At 59.4% G+C, this 17782-nt stretch carries 17 protein-coding genes and 1 tRNA gene; 5 read left to right on the forward strand and 13 right to left on the reverse strand.

What is annotated here, in order from left to right:
* Window positions 1-115 precede the first annotated feature (115 nt).
* Window positions 116-1387, reverse strand: a complete 1272-nt coding sequence (locus tag ACYVKR_RS15715) for an Hsp70 family protein (RefSeq protein WP_460481876.1) — start codon at window positions 1385-1387, stop codon at window positions 116-118.
* A 291-nt stretch (window positions 1388-1678) separates the two neighbouring features.
* On the opposite strand from ACYVKR_RS15715, the gene ACYVKR_RS15720 reads away from it, so the two are divergent.
* Window positions 1679-1912 (forward strand): hypothetical protein, encoded by a 234-nt coding sequence (locus ACYVKR_RS15720; protein WP_460481877.1) that lies wholly within the window; start codon window positions 1679-1681, stop codon window positions 1910-1912.
* A 7-nt stretch (window positions 1913-1919) separates the two neighbouring features.
* On the opposite strand, the gene ACYVKR_RS15725 is transcribed toward ACYVKR_RS15720, so the two are convergent.
* The 5 genes from ACYVKR_RS15725 to ACYVKR_RS15745 all read right to left on the reverse strand — a co-directional run bounded on the left by ACYVKR_RS15725 (window position 1920) and on the right by ACYVKR_RS15745 (window position 5541).
* Window positions 1920-3077: a putative Ig domain-containing protein gene (locus ACYVKR_RS15725; protein ID WP_460481878.1), complete on the reverse strand. Its 1158-nt coding sequence runs from the start codon at window positions 3075-3077 to the stop codon at window positions 1920-1922.
* A gap of 514 nt (window positions 3078-3591) precedes the next feature.
* Window positions 3592-4347: a hypothetical protein gene (locus tag ACYVKR_RS15730; RefSeq protein ID WP_460481879.1), complete on the reverse strand. Its 756-nt coding sequence runs from the start codon at window positions 4345-4347 to the stop codon at window positions 3592-3594.
* Window positions 4348-4401: 54 nt separating this feature from the next.
* Window positions 4402-4665: a hypothetical protein gene (locus ACYVKR_RS15735; RefSeq protein WP_460481880.1), complete on the reverse strand. Its 264-nt coding sequence runs from the start codon at window positions 4663-4665 to the stop codon at window positions 4402-4404.
* 2 nt (window positions 4666-4667) lie between these two features.
* Window positions 4668-5156, reverse strand: a complete 489-nt coding sequence (locus ACYVKR_RS15740) for a hypothetical protein (RefSeq protein WP_460481881.1) — start codon at window positions 5154-5156, stop codon at window positions 4668-4670.
* Between the two features lies 1 nt (window position 5157).
* Entirely contained in the window at window positions 5158-5541 is a 384-nt protein-coding gene (locus ACYVKR_RS15745; protein WP_460481882.1) for a DUF4177 domain-containing protein, read from the reverse strand.
* A 135-nt stretch (window positions 5542-5676) separates the two neighbouring features.
* Between ACYVKR_RS15745 and ACYVKR_RS15750 the strand changes: the two genes are divergently transcribed.
* The 3 genes from ACYVKR_RS15750 to ACYVKR_RS15760 all read left to right on the forward strand — a co-directional run bounded on the left by ACYVKR_RS15750 (window position 5677) and on the right by ACYVKR_RS15760 (window position 7421).
* Window positions 5677-5961, forward strand: a complete 285-nt coding sequence (locus ACYVKR_RS15750; RefSeq protein WP_460481883.1) for a helix-turn-helix domain-containing protein — start codon at window positions 5677-5679, stop codon at window positions 5959-5961.
* Window positions 5962-6237: 276 nt separating this feature from the next.
* Window positions 6238-6519, forward strand: a complete 282-nt coding sequence (locus ACYVKR_RS15755) for a helix-turn-helix domain-containing protein (RefSeq protein ID WP_460481902.1) — start codon at window positions 6238-6240, stop codon at window positions 6517-6519.
* 209 nt (window positions 6520-6728) lie between these two features.
* Entirely contained in the window at window positions 6729-7421 is a 693-nt protein-coding gene (locus tag ACYVKR_RS15760) for a hypothetical protein (RefSeq protein ID WP_460481884.1), read from the forward strand.
* A gap of 248 nt (window positions 7422-7669) precedes the next feature.
* Here ACYVKR_RS15760 and ACYVKR_RS15765 read toward each other — a convergent pair whose 3' ends face one another.
* Window positions 7670-8359 (reverse strand): hypothetical protein, encoded by a 690-nt coding sequence (locus tag ACYVKR_RS15765; RefSeq protein ID WP_460481885.1) that lies wholly within the window; start codon window positions 8357-8359, stop codon window positions 7670-7672.
* Window positions 8360-8632: 273 nt separating this feature from the next.
* On the reverse strand, window positions 8633-9670 hold the full coding sequence (locus ACYVKR_RS15770) for an HNH endonuclease (RefSeq protein ID WP_460481886.1): 1038 nt from the start codon (window positions 9668-9670) through the stop codon (window positions 8633-8635).
* Between the two features lie 549 nt (window positions 9671-10219).
* Here ACYVKR_RS15770 and ACYVKR_RS15775 point away from each other — a divergent pair.
* Window positions 10220-12136: an AAA family ATPase gene (locus tag ACYVKR_RS15775; RefSeq protein ID WP_460481903.1), complete on the forward strand. Its 1917-nt coding sequence runs from the start codon at window positions 10220-10222 to the stop codon at window positions 12134-12136.
* Window positions 12137-12477: 341 nt separating this feature from the next.
* Here ACYVKR_RS15775 and ACYVKR_RS15780 read toward each other — a convergent pair.
* The 5 genes from ACYVKR_RS15780 to rsmB form a co-directional block, all read right to left on the reverse strand.
* A tRNA-Phe gene (locus ACYVKR_RS15780) sits at window positions 12478-12553 on the reverse strand.
* 52 nt (window positions 12554-12605) lie between these two features.
* Window positions 12606-13307, reverse strand: coding sequence for a response regulator (locus ACYVKR_RS15785; RefSeq protein ID WP_460481887.1), 702 nt, complete (start codon window positions 13305-13307; stop codon window positions 12606-12608).
* Window positions 13308-13345: 38 nt separating this feature from the next.
* Complete coding sequence (locus ACYVKR_RS15790) at window positions 13346-15616, reverse strand: sensor histidine kinase (protein ID WP_460481888.1); 2271 nt, start codon at window positions 15614-15616, stop codon at window positions 13346-13348.
* Window positions 15613-16218: a DUF4390 domain-containing protein gene (locus ACYVKR_RS15795; RefSeq protein ID WP_460481889.1), complete on the reverse strand. Its 606-nt coding sequence runs from the start codon at window positions 16216-16218 to the stop codon at window positions 15613-15615. Before ACYVKR_RS15795 ends, ACYVKR_RS15790 begins: the two co-directional genes overlap by 4 nt.
* The gene (gene rsmB, locus ACYVKR_RS15800; RefSeq protein ID WP_460481890.1) at window positions 16218-17603 is read right to left on the reverse strand and encodes a 16S rRNA (cytosine(967)-C(5))-methyltransferase; all 1386 of its coding nucleotides are present in this window, start codon (window positions 17601-17603) and stop codon (window positions 16218-16220) included. Before rsmB ends, ACYVKR_RS15795 begins: the two co-directional genes overlap by 1 nt.
* Between the last annotated feature and the right edge of the window lie 179 nt (window positions 17604-17782).

Genomic DNA, 17782 nt, shown 5'->3' on the forward strand with positions numbered 1-17782 from the left:
CCGATCGCTGCACACTCTGGAAAAACTTGCCCTCGTCCTTTCAGATTAAACCGTCCAATCAGGCTGGCCACCAACTTGCATACCGCAAGCGCCGAAAGCTATTTTTGAAATAGCTTCACAGCGTCTGGCCGTGCACCAAGCCTGCGGCCACACCGCCAAACAGATCGCCTTCGACCTGGGGTATGCCGGAGAACACCTGCGCCAGCGCCGCCCGCAGAGGCTGCAGCGCGGAGGAGCCACCGGTCAGGTAGATCGCATCGATCTGCGCCTGCTGCAGCCCTGCCAACTGCACACAGTGCAGCGCGCAATCGGCCACCTGCACCAGCAAGGCCTGCAGGCACTGCTGCAGGCTGGCGGGCGTCACCTCGGGGCTGAGCGCGGCCTCGAGCCACTCCACATCCAGGCGCTGCGCGCTGTGCTGGCTGGAGACGGCAATCTTGGCCTCTTCCACCGCGTTGGCCAGACGATGGCCCCAGTGTTCGTGCAGCAGGCGCATCAGCCGGTCATGCAAGGCCGTGTCGCGGTAGTTGCTGCGCAGGGCCTGCGCATCTCGCAAGCGCGGCGCGGTGTAGAGCCACTGGATCAGATGCCAGGTGGACAGATCGTGAAACACCCCGCTGGGCACTTCGCGGCCCGAAGGGCCCACATGGCCCAGCCCCAGCAAGGGCATGGCCACCTGCAGGCTCAGGCGCCGGTCAAAATCGGTGCCGCCGATGTGCACGCCGGTTGTGGCCAGAATGTCGTCTGCGCGGTCTGCGCGGTGCATGCGCTGCGGCCCCAGGCGCACCACGGTGAAATCCGAGGTACCACCGCCAATGTCCACCACCAGCACCACCGCTTCGCGCGTGATGCGCTGCTCGTAGTCGAGCGCGGCGGCGATCGGCTCGAGCTGAAAGCGCACATCGGCAAAGCCCGCCGCGCGCGCGGCCTGCTCCAGCGCATTCTGTGCCTGCGTATCGCGTGCCGCATTGCCATCGACAAAGTGCACGGGCCGGCCCATCACCACCGTCGCGGGCAGCGCGCCCAGCTGGCGCGTGGCCGTGGCGGCCAGCTGTTGCACGAACAGGGCCACGATGTCCTGGTAGGCCATCAACTGGCCCTGCACCACGGTTTTTTCCTGCATCAGCGCGCTGCCCAGCAGGCTTTTGAGCGAACGCATCAAGCGGCCTTCCGTGCCCTCCAGATAGCGCGCCACCGCATCGCGACCGAAGTGGGTACGGTGCTCCTCGGTATTGAAGAACACGGCCGTGGGCATGGCCAGCGACGCGCCTTCGGCCTGCAGCAGCTGCGAAGGCCCGGCTACCGCCGCATCGGGCTTGAAGGCCATGGCCGAGTTGGAGGTGCCGAAATCAATGCCCAGCAAGGCGGACGAGGAAACAGGAGACATAAATAGAAGAAAGACGACGAGAAAGACAGCGCCTTGCCCGCACAAGCATGCCGTAGGCAAGACACCCCAGGCAGCGCCGGGCGCAAAACAGGCTCAGGCGCTGAGCCAGGACCTTCAAAAATCATAGCTAATAGCGCTTGATTTTATTGGATTTGAAATGGTTTTCAGAGTTAGCCGCATTCAACGAAGAGTGACGCGCACTAGAGCGAGCGCCAGGCAGGCGACGCAAGCACTGGTCTGTATTGGCCCAGTGAAAACCTGCTCAGGTGTTATCGTCGAATGGAAGACACCATGAGTACATTGATGGAAGAAGAAATCAAGCGCTGGACCGCAAAGCGCAAGACGGCGCTGGTGCTGGAGATCATCCAGAGACGTCGTGTACTGGGGCGTTCGGCGCTCCTGCCAGCCCTCGCTGGCCGATTCCAGCGATCTCCCCTTCGATGCGCAGCCACATCCCTGTGCCAGCATGGCGTGTTCCTGACGCCGCAGCAGTGCACAGAAAAAAGCCCACCGAAGTGGGCTTGATCGGCTTTTAGGATCTCCGCCTCGAGAAGAATCCTGAAACACCAATTGTCAACGCAGACAGCAACAGGACACCCCAACCGGAAAGAGTTGGCACTGGGGTTGAACTGATCGCCACCTCGGAGCTGATTTGAAGTGTGAAGTCCTGCTGAGCAACATGGATCGGCATTGCCTTCGCTTGCTGGGTCGATTGTGTGGTGCGATCAGAAACAGTGACTGTGAAGCTGTAAGAGCCAGGTGTTGTTGGAGTTCCAGTGATCTTGCCTGTAGTGGCGTCAAGGCTCAGTCCATCAGGCAAGGAGCCTGTAACACTGAAAGAATAGGGAGGCAGGCCACCAATCACCGCGAGTGTCTGTTCGTAACTGGTCCCCCTGGTTCCTGCTGGCAGTGCAATGACGGGGGCTGCATTCGCGAATTTCAGATCGGCACTCGGAATGGCCTCCACGCTTTCTGGAGATGGGTCGCTGTCGCCGATTGCGCTGGTCGCCTTAACAGTGAATTTATACGGCGTCCCATTGGTCAGACCGGTGATAGTACAGGTCGTGGCGGGTTCCGTGGCAGGAGGGACAACGTCAATTGTGCAAGAGCCACCAGGGACACCTGTCACGGTGTATCGGGTGATGGGCATTCCATTGTTTGCAGGAGCTGTCCACGAAGCAGTTACCTGTGAATCGCCGACATCAGGCAGCAGTGGCGCTGACATGGTTGCTGGCGGAAGAGCTGGAACGCCGACCGCGTTTCCTCCGGTGCCATTTCTCACAATACCCGTCTGGCAATTTGCATCCTGGCATGTAGAGAGGCTTCCAAGAACTGGAACAGTCCCTCCGCCAGGAGCGGGGGTGGAACCAGTACTCAAAAGCAATAAGCTCATACCAGTCATGTCGCCCTGCGGCTGTCGATCGACAAAAAATGGTATGCCTGTGCAGGGAGACTCAGCGCACAGCTCGTGAAAAGTAATTGTGCTCCCGGAAGTTCCCCCAGTTACAGATATGTTGATCTGTGTGATTGATTGGGTGACCTCGTCAGCGACAAAAGAGCCTGATGCCGTGCTCCCATCGTCAAATGTGACGCCCGCAAGAGTCCAAAGAATTGGAGCTGCGTGAGTCATAGCCGTGACACCAAGGGTGCAGGCGGCCAAAAGAGCCGCGCGTATCCATTTCTTCGTCATTTTTGATAAATATGTAAGGTGGGTGATCAAAGTAAAAGAATAGCTGCGAAGTGAAAATATTTAGATATTTATAATCAATGGCTATATATGAATTAATAGATATTCTCTTGCGCCGCTATTCGCCCGACTCCCCTCGATTCCCCTCGATTCCGTGTAACCGCTGTCCTGTATTAGTTACATTTTCCAAGGCCAAATTGGCACAGTCAATCGCCCTAAAAGGCTACAGGAATGTTCCTATTGCGCCTGGGTTTCCTTGAGTGAGGAGAGGTGCAATCTACAAATGGCTCCTGTCCTGACCACTAGTTCGCGGGCACGGTAACGGGGTTGCTCGGCTGGCTGCGTATGCAAGTTATCAAGTAAGAGGGGCCAACACCCGAAAAAAGGTCGCCTTGGAGCATCGCGGAGGGATGTGAAGTCTGCTGCACTCCTTTCCTGTGGATAAAAGAAAACCCGCCGAGGATTGCTCCAGGGCGGGCGACATGAGAGTTAGCTGCTGGTTATGGGCAGCGAGGGATCAGCGTGCGGTGTGGTACACGGTGTACGCTGGCTTGCCATCTTTGGGAACGTTATGGATGACACCGGTGTAGGTGCCATCGGCGTCCACCTTCAAGCGCACGGCCGAGAAGTCTCCTTCGGAGAAGTCGGAGCACCGGTACTTGCCGCTCGCTTCCAGTTCCTCGCCGCGCACCACATAGTTGCCGTCATAGAGGCAGGTGCCGGAGAAGAAGGCTTTCTGCTGGAGGTTGAAGATCCCGCCGCCCAAGGCGAACGTGAAGTCCGTCTGGTCGTTGTAGAACACACCAACGCCAAAGCTGTCCCCCTTCCATACCTTGCCATTGAACCTGCTGGATGGATCGTTGAAGCTGAAGCGGGAGATGGCCTTCACCGGCTCCCCGGGCAAGGCCAACGTGCCCTTGTTGGAATCGACAAACTTCAGCGAGAACGTCCCGGGCGAGCCTGCCTCGGAGCCATTGCGGAAGGCTTCGCCGACGGGTGTCCCGCCCTTGTACTCGAACAGGCGCCCCTCGTATTGGCCGTTATTGACGTCGTATTTGCCGCTGGACAGGTAAAACGTCGCACTGCCGTCGCTGCGGTAGCCGTAGTACGAGAAGATCAAGGTTTCACCCTGGACATCGATCTGGAAACCCCGGCCCGGCTGGCCATTGAGTTCACCATCGATGGCCCAGAAACCATTTTGCGGCTGGATGGCATGTGCCGCACCGGCGGCGAGCAAGGCGGCGGCTGCCAATATCTTGACTGTCGATTTCATAGTTCCCCTTCTTTCAAGTTGATTAATGGCCTTTGCACAAGGCCTCATTTATTTTCAGCACTTTCTCAGCGTGCGGACAAAAGCTTCTGTTGCCAGTTCAATAGACGGACCACGGGATACATAGGTGGCCGTGCTGAATAGCCCCGCGCTTATTTTCCAGGTGATGACGATTTCTTTTCCTTCACGGTTAATGGTTTGCTTGGCATCCCTGAAGGCTTCGACCGTGAATCGGTCACCGCGCTCAGAGCAGAGTTGGTAGGTGTCTGCATTTGCAGCGGCAGACAGGGCAAGAAGGGAGGCGATGATCAGTTTTTGCACAATTACTTCTCACCCAGCTCTGCCTTGATTTTTTTCTCATGGCGACTGATCGCCCCGTCCCGATACCACATCGCGAGGAAACACAAAATCAATCCGAGCCACCATTTCACAAAGAACCCCGAGATCCCTACCAACAGCAGAACCATGAAGATGAAGCTTTGCCAGGTGGTCATGCGCCTGCGTGCCAGTTCTCTGATGTGCTCCTTGACCTTCTTCTCTGCCTCTTCGCTCACCTGCTTTTCTGTGAGGACCAGTTCTTTGCTGGTGGGGGCCGTCGGTACTCCCAGTCGATCGTTGATCGCTTGAACCCTGCGGGCGGCCTCTTTCTCGGCCATTTTCTTGATCGCTTTCTTCTCCTCCTCTAGCTGTCTGGCCTGCTCCCTTTTCTTGGCCTCCTCAATGGCCTCCTGTTGCTTTCTCTTGGCCTCCTCGGTGGCCTGGGCCTTTTGCAGTTCAGCCCTGCGCTGGGCGATTTTTTGGTTGATGTCCAAGTTATTCCTCGCTGCTCAAGAGGTTGTCGAGCACGGTCCCGGCCACAGCGGAACCTACGGCAAGGCCAGCGGCACCGAACGCTGCCTTATGGCCCCGGCGCTTGGCCACGTCTTCGGCCCGGATCACGTCGTCAATGCACTTGGCCGCCCTCGCCTCCCTTTGTGATTCCGGCACCCGCCTTTCAAAGGTGATCATCAAGGTCTCCCTGTCGGCGATCACGAGGTGCCGCTGCATGACCTTCTCCATGAACACCAGGCGCCAGCCCTCGGAGGCCATGGCGTTGATGTAGGCCTCCAGGACTTCTGTCTCGATGCGGCCCTCTCCCAATAGCAGTGAGCTGACCGCGCCATCGGCCACGTCGATGACCTTGTATTCGTACTCCATGCGTGCTGACTCCTTTTTTGGTTGGTTGATGGATAAATGGGCCGCCGTTGAGGTGCAGCCAGACGTAATAAATAGTCTATTTTGGACTAATCTGAAACGGACTTTACCGTGCGATGGCCTTTGCGTCACTGCACGATGTCCCGCTCGACCCACAACACCAACTACCAGCTCTTGCTGTCTGTCCTCAAGACGGCTCGCAAGCGCATGGGCGTGTCGCAGGTGGAATTGGCCGAGCGTCTTGGGAACACACAGACCTTCGTGTCGAAGTGCGAGCGCGGGGAGCGCCGCATTGATGCCGTGGAACTGGTGGAGTTCGCGGAAGCCCTGGGTGTGCCTCCCCAGGAACTGCTCGGCGAGTACCTCGATAGGCGCAATGGCGGCCTGTTCGCAGGTGGCAAGAAGACGCGTAGCCGAAGCTGACCGTCGAGCGCATCAGGCGCGATCCAGCCCACCCCCAATACAAATGAACGGACCACGCCATCGGGCACGGTGACGGGTTGGTACGCGTACTCCATGCGTGCTGACTCCTTTCGGTTGGTTGTGAATGTGGTTTTGTGCCGCCAAGCAGGCCCCACAAAGAGCCATTTCTGACAGCTTCAATGTCACGCTTTTCGTGACGACAGATTATCACCAAGTCACGAGACTCGTGACATGTCTTCTGAACCATCCCGGACCGTCACAGTCGTGGGTCGCCGCATGCGATCACGGCGTGAGGAGTTGGGGTGGTCTCAGGAAAAGGTGGGAGTAGAAATTGGCATCGACGAGTCGTCGAGCCGTGCCAGGATCAGCCGCTATGAACTAGGCACGCATGAGCCACCTGTCAAAACGGCAAGGCTGATTGCCAAGGCTCTTGGCGTGCCATTGGCTTACCTCTACTGCGATGAAGAGGAGGTGGCGACTCTGCTCAAGGAGTTGGCTGCCAGATCAGCGGGCCAGCGCAGGAGCCTTGTCTCGGGGTGGCTACGAGACTTAGGATAGCCAAACGCAGGGGCGGCTGCCGGCCAGAAGCAGTCATTTCATCATTGGTCTTTGGCTGCTCATTACAAGCTTCAATCTCGAAATTTTTAGGTTTACCTAGAGGGCTTGCTTGCGCTAGCTCACTCTCATCATTACGAATAGCTTCATTCATATACGAATGACGAGCATTTTCCTGTCATTTAAATCTAGTTAAGCCTTAGGAGGCAGCATTGAAGCGACTTGAAGCGACCCAATCTCGTCAATTTTTACCCTTGGTGCTGCCTCTCGATGGGCTTCGAGAGATCCTCACAATCCTTGCACCCGCGGAACAGGTGAGAATAATCGCAGATGGCATAGAGTACGAAAGCGTCGACGAGCTTGCAGGCCATTTGCTTGGCAAGAGCCCGCGGGAATTAAAGGTAAGCGCCCTGCGCCCGTATCTCACTGTCGATCTTTCTCCGATGTCGGCTCGCCTTTACGCGAGCAGCGATGATCTCGTGTCATCCGGCATGTTTGTGCGTATCGCCGCTGTCCTTTCGACCGCAGAAAGATCACCTAGGTTCATGTACAAAGACTCTAGGGTTTTTCTACTCATGATTGGCTCGCAAGTCCTATCTTTACTACCTGCGTTTAAGTCCGTGCAGCAGGTCTTCTTCGGCATTATTGGGTTGGCCCTTGCTTGGTACATCTGGATCAACTTTATTCAGTTACGTAAGCACGGATTACTACTTACTCATGAATCCAAGGATGGTAGGAGCTTCGTCCAGCGCAATGCAGATAGCATCATTGTCGCGGTTGTTTCAGCCATCCTCGGGGCAGTACTAGGCGCCGCAGCCACAAAACTTGCAGATCGCATTGCACCCACCACCCAACCAGCAACTGCGCCTCACACCCCCGCCGCATCGCAGCAGCCTAAGGTCTAACAATTCGCTCAAGCCGAGGCCGCGAGGCGGCTTAAATCCGGCGTCAGTAGTTTAGTTGTCTGCTTTGGGTTCTGTGACAGTCGCAGATCGGCTAGGAGCAGTCTGTTGACACATTTGCTCAACTCATAGTTTTGGTCATGCAGTCACGACAGAGGCTCTTTAGTAGCCTTCTTCAATAGCCTGAGTCGTAGACTTCAAAGGTTGGAAACCTTTCAAGATTTCGTTCAATTCCACGCCAATGTTTACGGTCAGAGGCTGGATACGATCGTGTTCCTTCTGCATGAATTCACGAGCGTTAGTCTTTTAAATAATTCTCCTGCGTGCGAGAACGGCTCCAAGAAAAGAATCCACTTCTCTTCCCGCTTGCCTGTGAAGTCCTCGTTTAATTCAGGGCGGACGATGTGGCGGTGCTTTGATGTATTGGTCAAGGCACAAAGGTACTTGTAGTCGTCGCCAGTTGTGACCTCGCGGAACAACCTACAGAGCTTATAGTACTCAGAATGTCCTGCATCACGTTGCTGCTCTAGGACCTTGAGAACTTCCTTGGCATAGATATCCCTCTCCTTGAGAGGCTTGGGGAGCTTGTCCAGGGCCAGTGCGTAATAGAGCATGTGAGAGCAAGTGTCTGCCACTGCATGCAGGCTTTGGACGAAGGCCACGATATTCGCCCTGATCTTCAGCATCAGCTCACTAAACTCATCATCACAAACACCAAACAAGCCAATCTCCGTCAGATTGGCTTCGATGTACTCGTTCATCATGCCCAAGGCCTCATGGTAGTGGTAGTGGCAGAGCATAGGTCTGTCTGCCATGGACCTTACGCTTGGGTGCGCCTTCCTCCACTGCGCTATGCCGAATGCCGCAGTAACCAGTTCCTCGGTCAATTTGATATCCCATTGAGGGCTCTTCTTTTGTTCACTTTCAGAATCGATGTCCATGTCTTTTCCTCATTTGGTATGCAGATCTCTAAGCGGTGAGCCGGTATACTTTAGTTGTTCATGAAAACTTTGTTCCGAAGGCTTACCAAGTTGCAGCTCGGCCAGCTGGTGGCCTTCGCCTGCACCGTCGCTCAGACATCGACCCAGCCAAGCTCGCAGTCATTTAATTCGCGAGGACGAAATTTTTCATCGGCCGAAGCCAAAAATCAGGTGTTCAACTGATGAGGTGGCCACGGGTTGGTATTCGACCTCTATAGAAGCGAAGAATCAACCCTACCGGAATTCGATCCGATGAGTCTTAAGACGTATATCGCCAGAACGTACGTGGAATTCCCACACCCCCAACTCTGCAACGGCGAATGACACAACGCACCGAGCGACGTGCCTAGGTGTCAAATCCTGACTTGGGCTGCCCGGTATGTCGATCACCTGAATACCCGCGATTTCACCACTCGGCGTCATCACATCGAGGGTAAGCCGGATCAGTGCGTCCTCCTCGATCCCGGCCGTCTCCACGACGACCACAAACCTGACCGTTGCATTGGCCGGCAAGCTTCCAACTCGACAATATCCCCATCCTGCACCGAGAGCGTTGAATAGCCCCTCGCCTGACGTCGCGTCCGCCGCAAAGATGCTCGAAATTTCAAAACCAGTTCGGATTTCTTGGACGTCTACGGCTCGGCCGACGAAGACAATCGCGCCCCCACCGCCTCCACCGCCGCCGGGCGCCGCTCCGTCACGACCATTCGCATTTACGATTGCGCTAGGTGGTAAGCGATGGCTACCAACAATCGTCAGCGTGCCACCAGCACCACCGCCGCCTCCCCACTGGCCGCCTTCTCCGCCAACGCGAAAAACGGCTTGGCGGAAGTCCATATGAACAGCGTTCTCTTCGTAAACCACGCTCTGCTGAATCAATACCGTGGCCTGCTCATTGGACAGTTCGGTTTCGGTTTTGCTACCGCTATGCCCGACGGCTACTTTGAGGCCCATAAGATAGGCGGCAGAGTAGGTCGCCTCATTCCCTGGCTCGTCGATCAGCTTATGATGCGTACCGCACATAAGAATGAGGTTTTCGAAGCCGTGTATCTGCTCTGTCGTTAGATCATCGTTGAAACGAGGGCCTCCCTCGCTCTGCGCATGGATATGGCAAATCTCACCAAGGACGGTTTGCGTTTCCGGATCTATCACGGGCGTCGAACAACCTGGGAACGCACAACGGTTCATCGACACGGCAAACAGGCGCTTGACCGTAGAAAGGCGCGGCGCGGATAGAGTATCCGAACGATCGCGGTGGGAACTGAGGGTCATGACAGACTACAAATAGGACGGAGCGACATAGTAGCAACCCAGTAATCTGTGACCATCGCAGCCCCCCAGCAGAAGCGAGCACAAGCAGTCCTAGTACCCGAACCCTGTCCGAACACCGCGAAGGCCACCACGGCCCCATGGAGGCCCGTGCAAAGCAAAAAGCCCATCGCAATGGATGAACTCTGCTGAAAATGTTGGCGGCGGTCGCGGAATCGAACCATGAACACGCGGACTTTTCAAGGCGCTTGACAGCCACTGGCCTATTTCAACGGCGATGAAGAGGCGACTCTACTCAAGGAGCTTGCAGGTAACCAGCGAAGGGCCCCGGTCACTCAGTGGCTGCGAACTTGGAATAGTCGGCGAGATAACAGTTGTCGGCCAGAAGTGGCCACCCGCGAGCGTTGGCTTTCGGGTACTCTAAAGAGCAAAAATCCAACCCTATGACACCGTGTAGATCGGCCAAATGGACCCGACGCAAGGTCACCTCGAAAGCGGTACAGGGTGGTTCCAAGACAGCCGTTTTGACCAAATCTCTTGTTCACTGACACTATGAAACTTCGAAAAATCAAATTGAAGAACGTTCGCAGCTTCCTTGCAGAGCAGACCTTCGAACTCGTTGAGGAGATTTCAATCATCATCGGGCCCAATGGGGGCGGTAAAACGAACCTTCTCGACACCGCTGTGTTGGCGCTTCGCATCCACCTTCTGAAATCCTGGATTCCTCGCCACTCGCCCGTTACCGGGCAACAGGAGCGATTCGAATGGACTCATAACGACGGCTTCTCCGCCGACCTACTTGAAAAGCACAGCGCCGCTGAAACCGAAGAGCAGCGAATCGAGCTCTCAATCGAAGTCACTCCTACCGACGTTAAGAGCATGGTACTTGCGAAGAAAGATGCGAGTGCGCTGCAGGAGCGGGCTCGCCACAAGTATGTGAACATCGCCATCGCTGACGCCGTGCACTGGCAGATTGATGAGGTTGTTGCTGGAAAGATCTACACGTATTCCATAGTTAACGGTCAACTGATACAAGAAAACCTAACGCCTGCAGAGCTAGCCTTCATGAGCTATCTGCAGAACTACGAGGTGCACAACCGTGTTCGAGAGGAATTCTCTGAACTGCCTCTATCGACTCCGATGATTTTCCTCCCCGTGACACGATCATCTGGTGATATGTCTGCCAGCGTAGTCTTGGCAAACTTCAATGAACAGGACTACAAGAGGACTGTTGATGCAGCCTCTTCACGCTCGTCAAGCGCCATAACAACGCTCGCGGTTGGCCGGATGGCTGAACGCTATCGCGCTCTGCTTGAGAAGGCAGATGGGCGGACCAAGCAGAAGTTCAAGGCGGACCCAGGCACTGCGAAGCTCACGGATACCCTTGAAACACTGGGTTATCGCTGGGACTTCGAGTGCACGGACATAAAGACGAACCGGTACGAGATGATCCTGGACAAGCAAGGCTCTAGGTTCCGACTTTCGGCGGCATCGTCGGGAGAGCGCGAGCTAATGACCTACTTGTTCGCTATCTACGCGCTAAACGTCAAGGATGCGCTCATAGTCATTGATGAGCCAGAGCTTCACTTGCACCCTCGTTGGCAGAAGATTCTCCTGGAGCTCTTCGAGCGCCTCGCCAAAGACACCGGGAACCAGTTCTTGATGGCGACACACTCACCTGCATTTGCATCGCCGGCGACCATCAAGTACATCTCACGCGTTTACTCCGATCAACAGCGCAGCCGAATCGTCACCTTGAATGGCTCTGAGCAATTGCCTGGCGCCAAACACCTGTTCAACATCGTGAACAGCCAAAACAACGAAAGAGTGTTTTTCTCGGACCTTGTCATTTTGGTTGAAGGTATATCTGATCGCATATTTTTCGAGGCCCTCTTTCGGCGCTTTGGCAAACAGCAGAACTCTGGTCGGGTCTTCGAAGTCATTAGCGTAGGCGGAAAGAATCTATTCAAGCAGTATGCCAACCTCCTCAACGCATTCAAGGTCCCACACGTGGTGATTGCCGACTTGGACTACGTTCGCGAGGTAGGAGACTCGTCATTGAAGGCGCTGTTCAAAACGTCCGCAAAGGCCCTTAAGGATAAGGTGGTGGACGACCCGACGAGCGTCGATGCAACTAGCCTCATCACGGAGATGGACAGGGCGCTCAAAACTGCCGACGTCACTGCATTAACGGAGCTTTGGGAGTACATTAAGGCTCGGCAGAGCCGACTGCGCATCGACCTGCAGCCAGAAGAGCGAATGCATCTTAAAGAGTTCCTGAAAGCGAAGTGGGCTGAGCAAGTTTTCGTTCTGTCATTGGGAGCGCTTGAAAGCTACTTGCCCCCTGGCCATGCTGGCAAGGACCTTGAGAAGCTGATTGAATTGGTGTCGAAGCCTGATTGGTGGGATGCGCTTCCGGCGAATGGCAAGGACGAACTGCAAGCAATCTGCGAAGCAATTCCCTTCTAACAGAACAACGCCCGACCCGGACGTTGAGCATCGCCGTCCAGCCACCAAGAGGGCTTGAGTTGGCTGATGTCTAGAAGAAAGGCAGGAGGAATGCAGAGCGCGCTTGAGCGCTTCGCCTGTGGTTGGCTTCAAGCATCACATTAGATGGCGGCTTCGCGCTCATGAAATTGGTACCCTGCCCGCCGGGGATCGTTCTGTGACAGTCGCAGACCCCAGCAGGAGCGAGCGCAAGCAGTCCTAGCCCCCGAACCCAGCCCGAACACCCTGAAGGCCACCAGGGCCCCATGGCCGTCCGCCCAAAGCAAAAAGCCCATCGCAATGGATGGGCTTTGGAAAGATGTTGGTGGCCTGGCGCGGAATCGAACCACGGACACGCGGATTTTCAATCCGCTGCTCTACCAACTGAGCTACCGGGCCAACGAATCGAATTATAGCCCGAAAAAAGCAGCGTTTCGGGAAAGTACTGAAATTAGCCTTTTTTGTTCCGCGTCAGGTCCACGCCCAGTTGGCGCAGCTTGCGGTAGAGGTGGGTACGCTCCAGCCCGGTCTTCTCGGCCACGCGGGTCATCGAGCCGCCTTCGCGGGCCAGGTGGAATTCGAAGTACGCCTTCTCGAAGCCATCGCGCGCCTCGCGCAGCGGCCGGTCCAGGTCGAAGCCCTGGCGTGCATCCGGCAGCGCGTCGGCAGCCGCGGGGACGGCCGACACCATGGTGCCGTGGCCTGCGGATGGGCCTGCCCCCGGAGCCACCTCGATCACCGCCGCCGAGGACGAGGCGCCGCCATTCACCTGCGCGGCAGACGCGGGTACATTGCGCTGCAGCCCCTGCTCCACCGCCTTAAGCAGCTTCTGCATGGTGATGGGTTTTTCGAGGAAGGAGAATGCGCCGATGCGCGTGGCCTCGACCGCTGTGTCGATGGTGGCGTGGCCGCTCATCATGATGACCGGCATGGTCAGCATGCTGGACATGGACCACTCCTTGAGCAGCGAAACGCCATCGGTGTCGGGCATCCAGATGTCCAGCAGCACGAGGTCGTACTGGCCTTCGTTGCGCGCCGCCCGGGCCTGGGTCGCGTTCTCCGCCACGTCCACGCTATGCCCTTCGTCATTGAGGATCTCCGACAGAAGATCCCGAATGCCTAATTCGTCGTCGACAACCAGAATATTTGCCATAGTTTTTCGAGAATCCGGTACGCAGCTTGAGTCCGCGCCTATGCGGCAACAGCAGCCATCAATGATAGCGACACTTGGGCGCCCAGGATTTTTTCTCCCTCCGTTCGATTTGAAATTTCTATGCGCGCGTGGTGCTCGTCGGCGATCTTCTTGACCACCGCCAGCCCCAGCCCCGTGCCTTTGGACTTGGTGGTCACATAGGGCTCGAAAGCCCGCTGCAATATAGGGTCCGCAAAGCCGCTGCCACTGTCAGCAATGGTCAAGCGCACCCGCTCGCCGCCACCCCACCGGGTCGATATCCGGACCGGCGCCACGGGCGCATCGGGCTTGCCGGCCTGCTGCGTGGCGTCCTGCGCGTTCTGCAGCAGGTTGTGGATCACCTGCCGCAGTTGCTGGGCATCGCCCATCACGCGCGGCGCAGTCGGGTCCAGATCGGCTTCGATGGGCACGGTTGCGTTTTCTACACCATAGAGGTGCAGCGTGTCTGTAATCAAGTTATTCAGGTCCAGCGGCTGCAGGTCCGCGGCGGGCAGCCGCGCATAGTCGCGGAACTCGTTGACCAGGCGCTTCATCGCATCCACCTGGTCAACGATGGTGGTCACGGATTTGTTCAGCACCGCGCGGCCCGGCTCGTCGAGCTTGGCCTCGAGCTTCATCTGCAGCCGCTCGGCGGACAGCTGGATGGGCGTCAGCGGGTTCTTGATCTCATGCGCGAGGCGGCGCGCCACCTCACCCCAGGCCTGGGCCCGCTGCGCGGAGACGATCTCGGAGATGTCGTCGAACACCAGCAGCCGGCGGTTGTCGGGCAGCATGGCGCCGCGCGCGATCAGGTTGATGCTGTCCTGGCTGTGCAGGTGGTGCGGCTCGGCATGCAGATCGAAGGCGCGCTGCCAGTGGTCGAGCCGGCGCTCGGACGAAGCCTCGTGCAGTTGCGCGAACTGCTGCGACACCTCGTGCGCAAACACTTCCAGCCCCTGCACATCTGGCAACAATTTCCCTTCGTAGGCGGCCATGGGCACGCGCAGGATCCGCGTCGCGCCGGGGTTGGAGGTGAGGATGGCGCCGCGCTCGTCGAGCACGATCACGCCGGACGTGAGGTTGTCCATGATGGCCTGCAGGCTCTGGCGGCCTTCGTTGACCTGGCGCATGCTGCGCTCCACCGCCCGGCGCGCATCGAGCAGCTGTTGCGTCATCTCGGCGAACGAACGCGTCAGGCCGCTGAGCTCGTCCTTGCTGTGCAGGGCCGGCTTGGGCCGCAGGTTGCCCGAGGCCACTTCGCGTACGCCCTCGGCCAACACGAGCAGCGGGCGCACCAGCTCGTTGCCCAGCAGCACCGCCAACACGATGGCACCGAACACGGCGAGGAACAGGCTCAGGGTCAGCGTGCCAATGTACATGCGGCGCAGGCCGTCGCGGGCCAGCGCCCGCTCCTGGTATTCGCGGTTCGCCTCCTGCACCTTGATCGCGTTGGAGACGAGTGCCGGCGGCAGCGCCATCGTGGCCTGCAGAAAGCGTGCATCCGGCACCAGGCCCAGGTCGTTGCTGGCCACCAGCGCCAGCGTCTTCACGCGGGCCTTGGGCTCGGCGTCTGCCGCAGCCGTCATGTCGTCCAGCCCTTCGATCTGGAAGCTGCGCTGCTGCTGCGCTGCCGCGCGCAGCAAGGTGCTGGGCGGCCGATCGGGATTCAGCACGAAGCGCGACTGGCCCGTGCTGGCAATGGCCTGGCCGTTGGCGCCCCACAGCACCACGTCGTCGGCGCCCAGCTGGTCCTTGATGCGCTCGAGCACCACGCCGGCCGAGGCATCGGACACCTGGGCCAGCTGCGCGCTGGCCGTGCGGGTGCGATCGGCCATGGCATTGGCCGTGGTATCGAGCGTGACGCGCGCCAGGCTCACGCCGGCATCGAGCGCGCCCTCGACCTTGACGTCGAACCAGCTCTCGATGGAGCGCGAGACGAACTGGTACGACACGAAATAGATGACCAGCCCCGGCGCCACGCCCACCAGTGCGAAGGTGGCCGCCAGCTTGAGCAGCAGCTTGCTGCCGAAGCGCCGGTGCAGAAAGCGCCGCAGCAGATAGCCCGCGCCCCACAGCACCACCAGCAGCAGCAGCACGGCCACCGCCACGTTGACGCCGAGCAGCCAGCCGAAATTGCGCTCATAAAGCGCGCGGTTGTTGGTGGCGAAGGACAGCAGGAACAGCAGCAGCAGCGCGAGCGCCGCGATCGCGGCCAACCCCACCATGACGGACCAGCGCACGCGCCGCGACGGATGGGCCGCCCGCAGCGACGAAGCCTTGTCGCCCTTCATGGCGTCTCCAGTTCGGGCAGCGGCAGCTGCGTGTTCAGCTGCAGGTTCAGGCCGCTGGCGCCGAAGGGCCCGATCTGGAAGGGCCGCGGCAGCTGCGTCATGTCGAGCCGGAAGCTGAACTTCACCAGGTAGTCGCTGCCGCCGGCAATCTCTGCAGCATCGGCGATCTTCCAGTGCCGCACGCGCTTGATGACGGCCATGACCTCCTCCAGGCTGTCGAAGCTCTGGCCGAGCGACATCGCCATGCCGGATTCGGCGAACGGCGACGACGACAGGTGCAGACGCCAGCGCCGGGTCAGCGGCTGGAAGCTCAGCCGCAGATAGCGCGCCGCCTTGGCCGCACGCCGGTCACGCCAGTACCAGCGCTCGGCGATGACCTCGGCCTCCTGCACGAAATAGACGGCCACGCCCTTGTTCAGCGCGTCCTCGATCTGCTCCGACAGCTCGAACTGCAGCGCGATATTGGTGAACGCGCCCTCCGCCGTGCGCTCGAGCTGCATCTCCACCTTGGGCGCGGCCTGGGCCAAACCGGCCCAGAGCGCGCATGCCATGCACACCGCGACGAGCCGGTGCCACAGCAGGTTGCGCACGCCGCCCGCCATCACGGCGCCACCCGCTCCAGCAGCGCGTAGTAGAAGCCGTCGTGATCGCGCGCCAGGTCGGCGGCCTCGCCGCCGTCCAGCAGGCGCTGCGGCAGCAGGTGGCCGGGCGCGGGCAGGCGCCGTGCATCGGCATGCGCCGCCAGGAAGCGCTCGATCTGGTCCTCGCCCTCCTGCCGGAACACCGAGCAGGTGCAATACAACAAGCGCCCGCCCGGCAACACCAGCGGCCACAGCTGCTGCAGCAGGCGCTGCTGGATGGTGGCCAGCTGGTCGATGTCGGTGGCACGGCGCAGCCAGCGCACATCGGGCTGGCGCCGCACGATGCCCGAGGCCGAGCACGGCGCATCGAGCAGCACGGCGTCAAAGCCGGCAATGCCCTGGCGCGCCTGCAGCGCGGGCCACCAGGCCGGCACGTCGGATGCATCCGCCACCAGCATCTCAGCCTGCACGCCCACGCGCGACAAGGTGTCCTGCATGCGCTCGGCACGCCGCGCATCGACCTCGATGGCCACGACCTGGGCGGCCTCGCTGCCGCCCGCATGCTCGAGCAGGTGCGCGGTCTTGCCGCCCGGCGCCGCGCAGGCGTCGAGCACATGCCAGGGCCGGCCGGCCGGCTTGGCCAGGCCGTCGAGCAGCAGCGGCGCCGCCATCTGCGCGGCGCAGTCCTGCACCGACACCCGGCCTTCGCCAAAGCCGGGCAACTGGTCGACGGGCACGGCCTGGCGCAACAGGATGGAGGCCGGGCCGATGCCGGCGACAGCATCCAGGCCGGCTTCGGCCAGCTGCGCCAGATAGGCATCGCGCGAGACCTGGAGGCCGTTCACCCGCAGGGCCAGCGGCGCCTGGGCGTTGTTGGCCTGCAGGATGTCTTGCCAGCGGTCGGGATAGTCGCGCTGCAGGCGCTGCAGCCACCAGCGGGGGTGGTTCCAGCGGGCCACGGGATCATCCTCGACAGCCGCCATCAATGCATCACGTTCGCGCAGGAAGCGGCGCAGGCAGCCGTTGATGAAAGCCGCCTGCGCGCGCGTGGCCGGGCGGCGCTTGGCGGCTTCTACGGTCTGGTTCACCAGCGTGAAGGCATCGTAGCGCGGCGGCTCGGGCAGCAGCACCGCCAGCGCGCTGCACAGCAGGGCATCGGCCGGGGCGGCGGGCTTGCGGGCGGCCAGCCGGCCGCGCAGCGCCTCGGCCGTGCCCAGGTGGCGCAGCACCTCGAACAGCAGGGCCTGCACGCCGGGACGCTGCGCCGCATCGACGCGCGCGAGCACGGTGCGGACCGACTGGCCCTGGCGCACGGCGGCCAGGGCATCGGCCACGGGCAGCAACTGGCTCGCCAGCGCGGGCGCGGCGCCGGTGGGCATGGCGGTGTGGCGGGAGGGGCGATTCATGTGGCGTCTATTTTGCCGCAGTGGACACTGCCGCAGCGGACACGTCCTGGGCGAATACTGCCGCAGCGAGCGCCACCGCGGTGGTAGGCTGCAGCAGATACTACGTATTTTATAGCTGCTAGCGCTTATTACATAAGCGCTAGAGGCCAATTTTTCCCAAAAAAAATCCCGCCCCTCCG

It is taken from the genome of Comamonas humi, from assembly GCF_054782535.1.

Bases quoted from the DNA above. Each gene is read 5' to 3' on its own strand.
- ACYVKR_RS15715 (WP_460481876.1), bottom strand. From the start codon at position 1,387: ATGTCTCCTGTTTCCTCGTCCGCCTTGCTGGGCATTGATTTCGGCACC.
- ACYVKR_RS15720 (WP_460481877.1), top strand. From the start codon at position 1,679: ATGAGTACATTGATGGAAGAAGAAATCAAGCGCTGGACCGCAAAGCGC.
- ACYVKR_RS15725 (WP_460481878.1), bottom strand. From the start codon at position 3,077: ATGACGAAGAAATGGATACGCGCGGCTCTTTTGGCCGCCTGCACCCTT.
- ACYVKR_RS15730 (WP_460481879.1), bottom strand. From the start codon at position 4,347: ATGAAATCGACAGTCAAGATATTGGCAGCCGCCGCCTTGCTCGCCGCC.
- ACYVKR_RS15745 (WP_460481882.1), bottom strand. From the start codon at position 5,541: ATGGAGTACGAATACAAGGTCATCGACGTGGCCGATGGCGCGGTCAGC.
- ACYVKR_RS15750 (WP_460481883.1), top strand. From the start codon at position 5,677: ATGTCCCGCTCGACCCACAACACCAACTACCAGCTCTTGCTGTCTGTC.
- ACYVKR_RS15755 (WP_460481902.1), top strand. From the start codon at position 6,238: ATGCGATCACGGCGTGAGGAGTTGGGGTGGTCTCAGGAAAAGGTGGGA.
- ACYVKR_RS15765 (WP_460481885.1), bottom strand. From the start codon at position 8,359: ATGGACATCGATTCTGAAAGTGAACAAAAGAAGAGCCCTCAATGGGAT.
- ACYVKR_RS15770 (WP_460481886.1), bottom strand. From the start codon at position 9,670: ATGACCCTCAGTTCCCACCGCGATCGTTCGGATACTCTATCCGCGCCG.
- ACYVKR_RS15775 (WP_460481903.1), top strand. From the start codon at position 10,220: ATGAAACTTCGAAAAATCAAATTGAAGAACGTTCGCAGCTTCCTTGCA.
- ACYVKR_RS15785 (WP_460481887.1), bottom strand. From the start codon at position 13,307: ATGGCAAATATTCTGGTTGTCGACGACGAATTAGGCATTCGGGATCTT.
- ACYVKR_RS15790 (WP_460481888.1), bottom strand. From the start codon at position 15,616: ATGAAGGGCGACAAGGCTTCGTCGCTGCGGGCGGCCCATCCGTCGCGG.
- ACYVKR_RS15795 (WP_460481889.1), bottom strand. From the start codon at position 16,218: ATGGCGGGCGGCGTGCGCAACCTGCTGTGGCACCGGCTCGTCGCGGTG.
- rsmB (WP_460481890.1), bottom strand. From the start codon at position 17,603: ATGAATCGCCCCTCCCGCCACACCGCCATGCCCACCGGCGCCGCGCCC.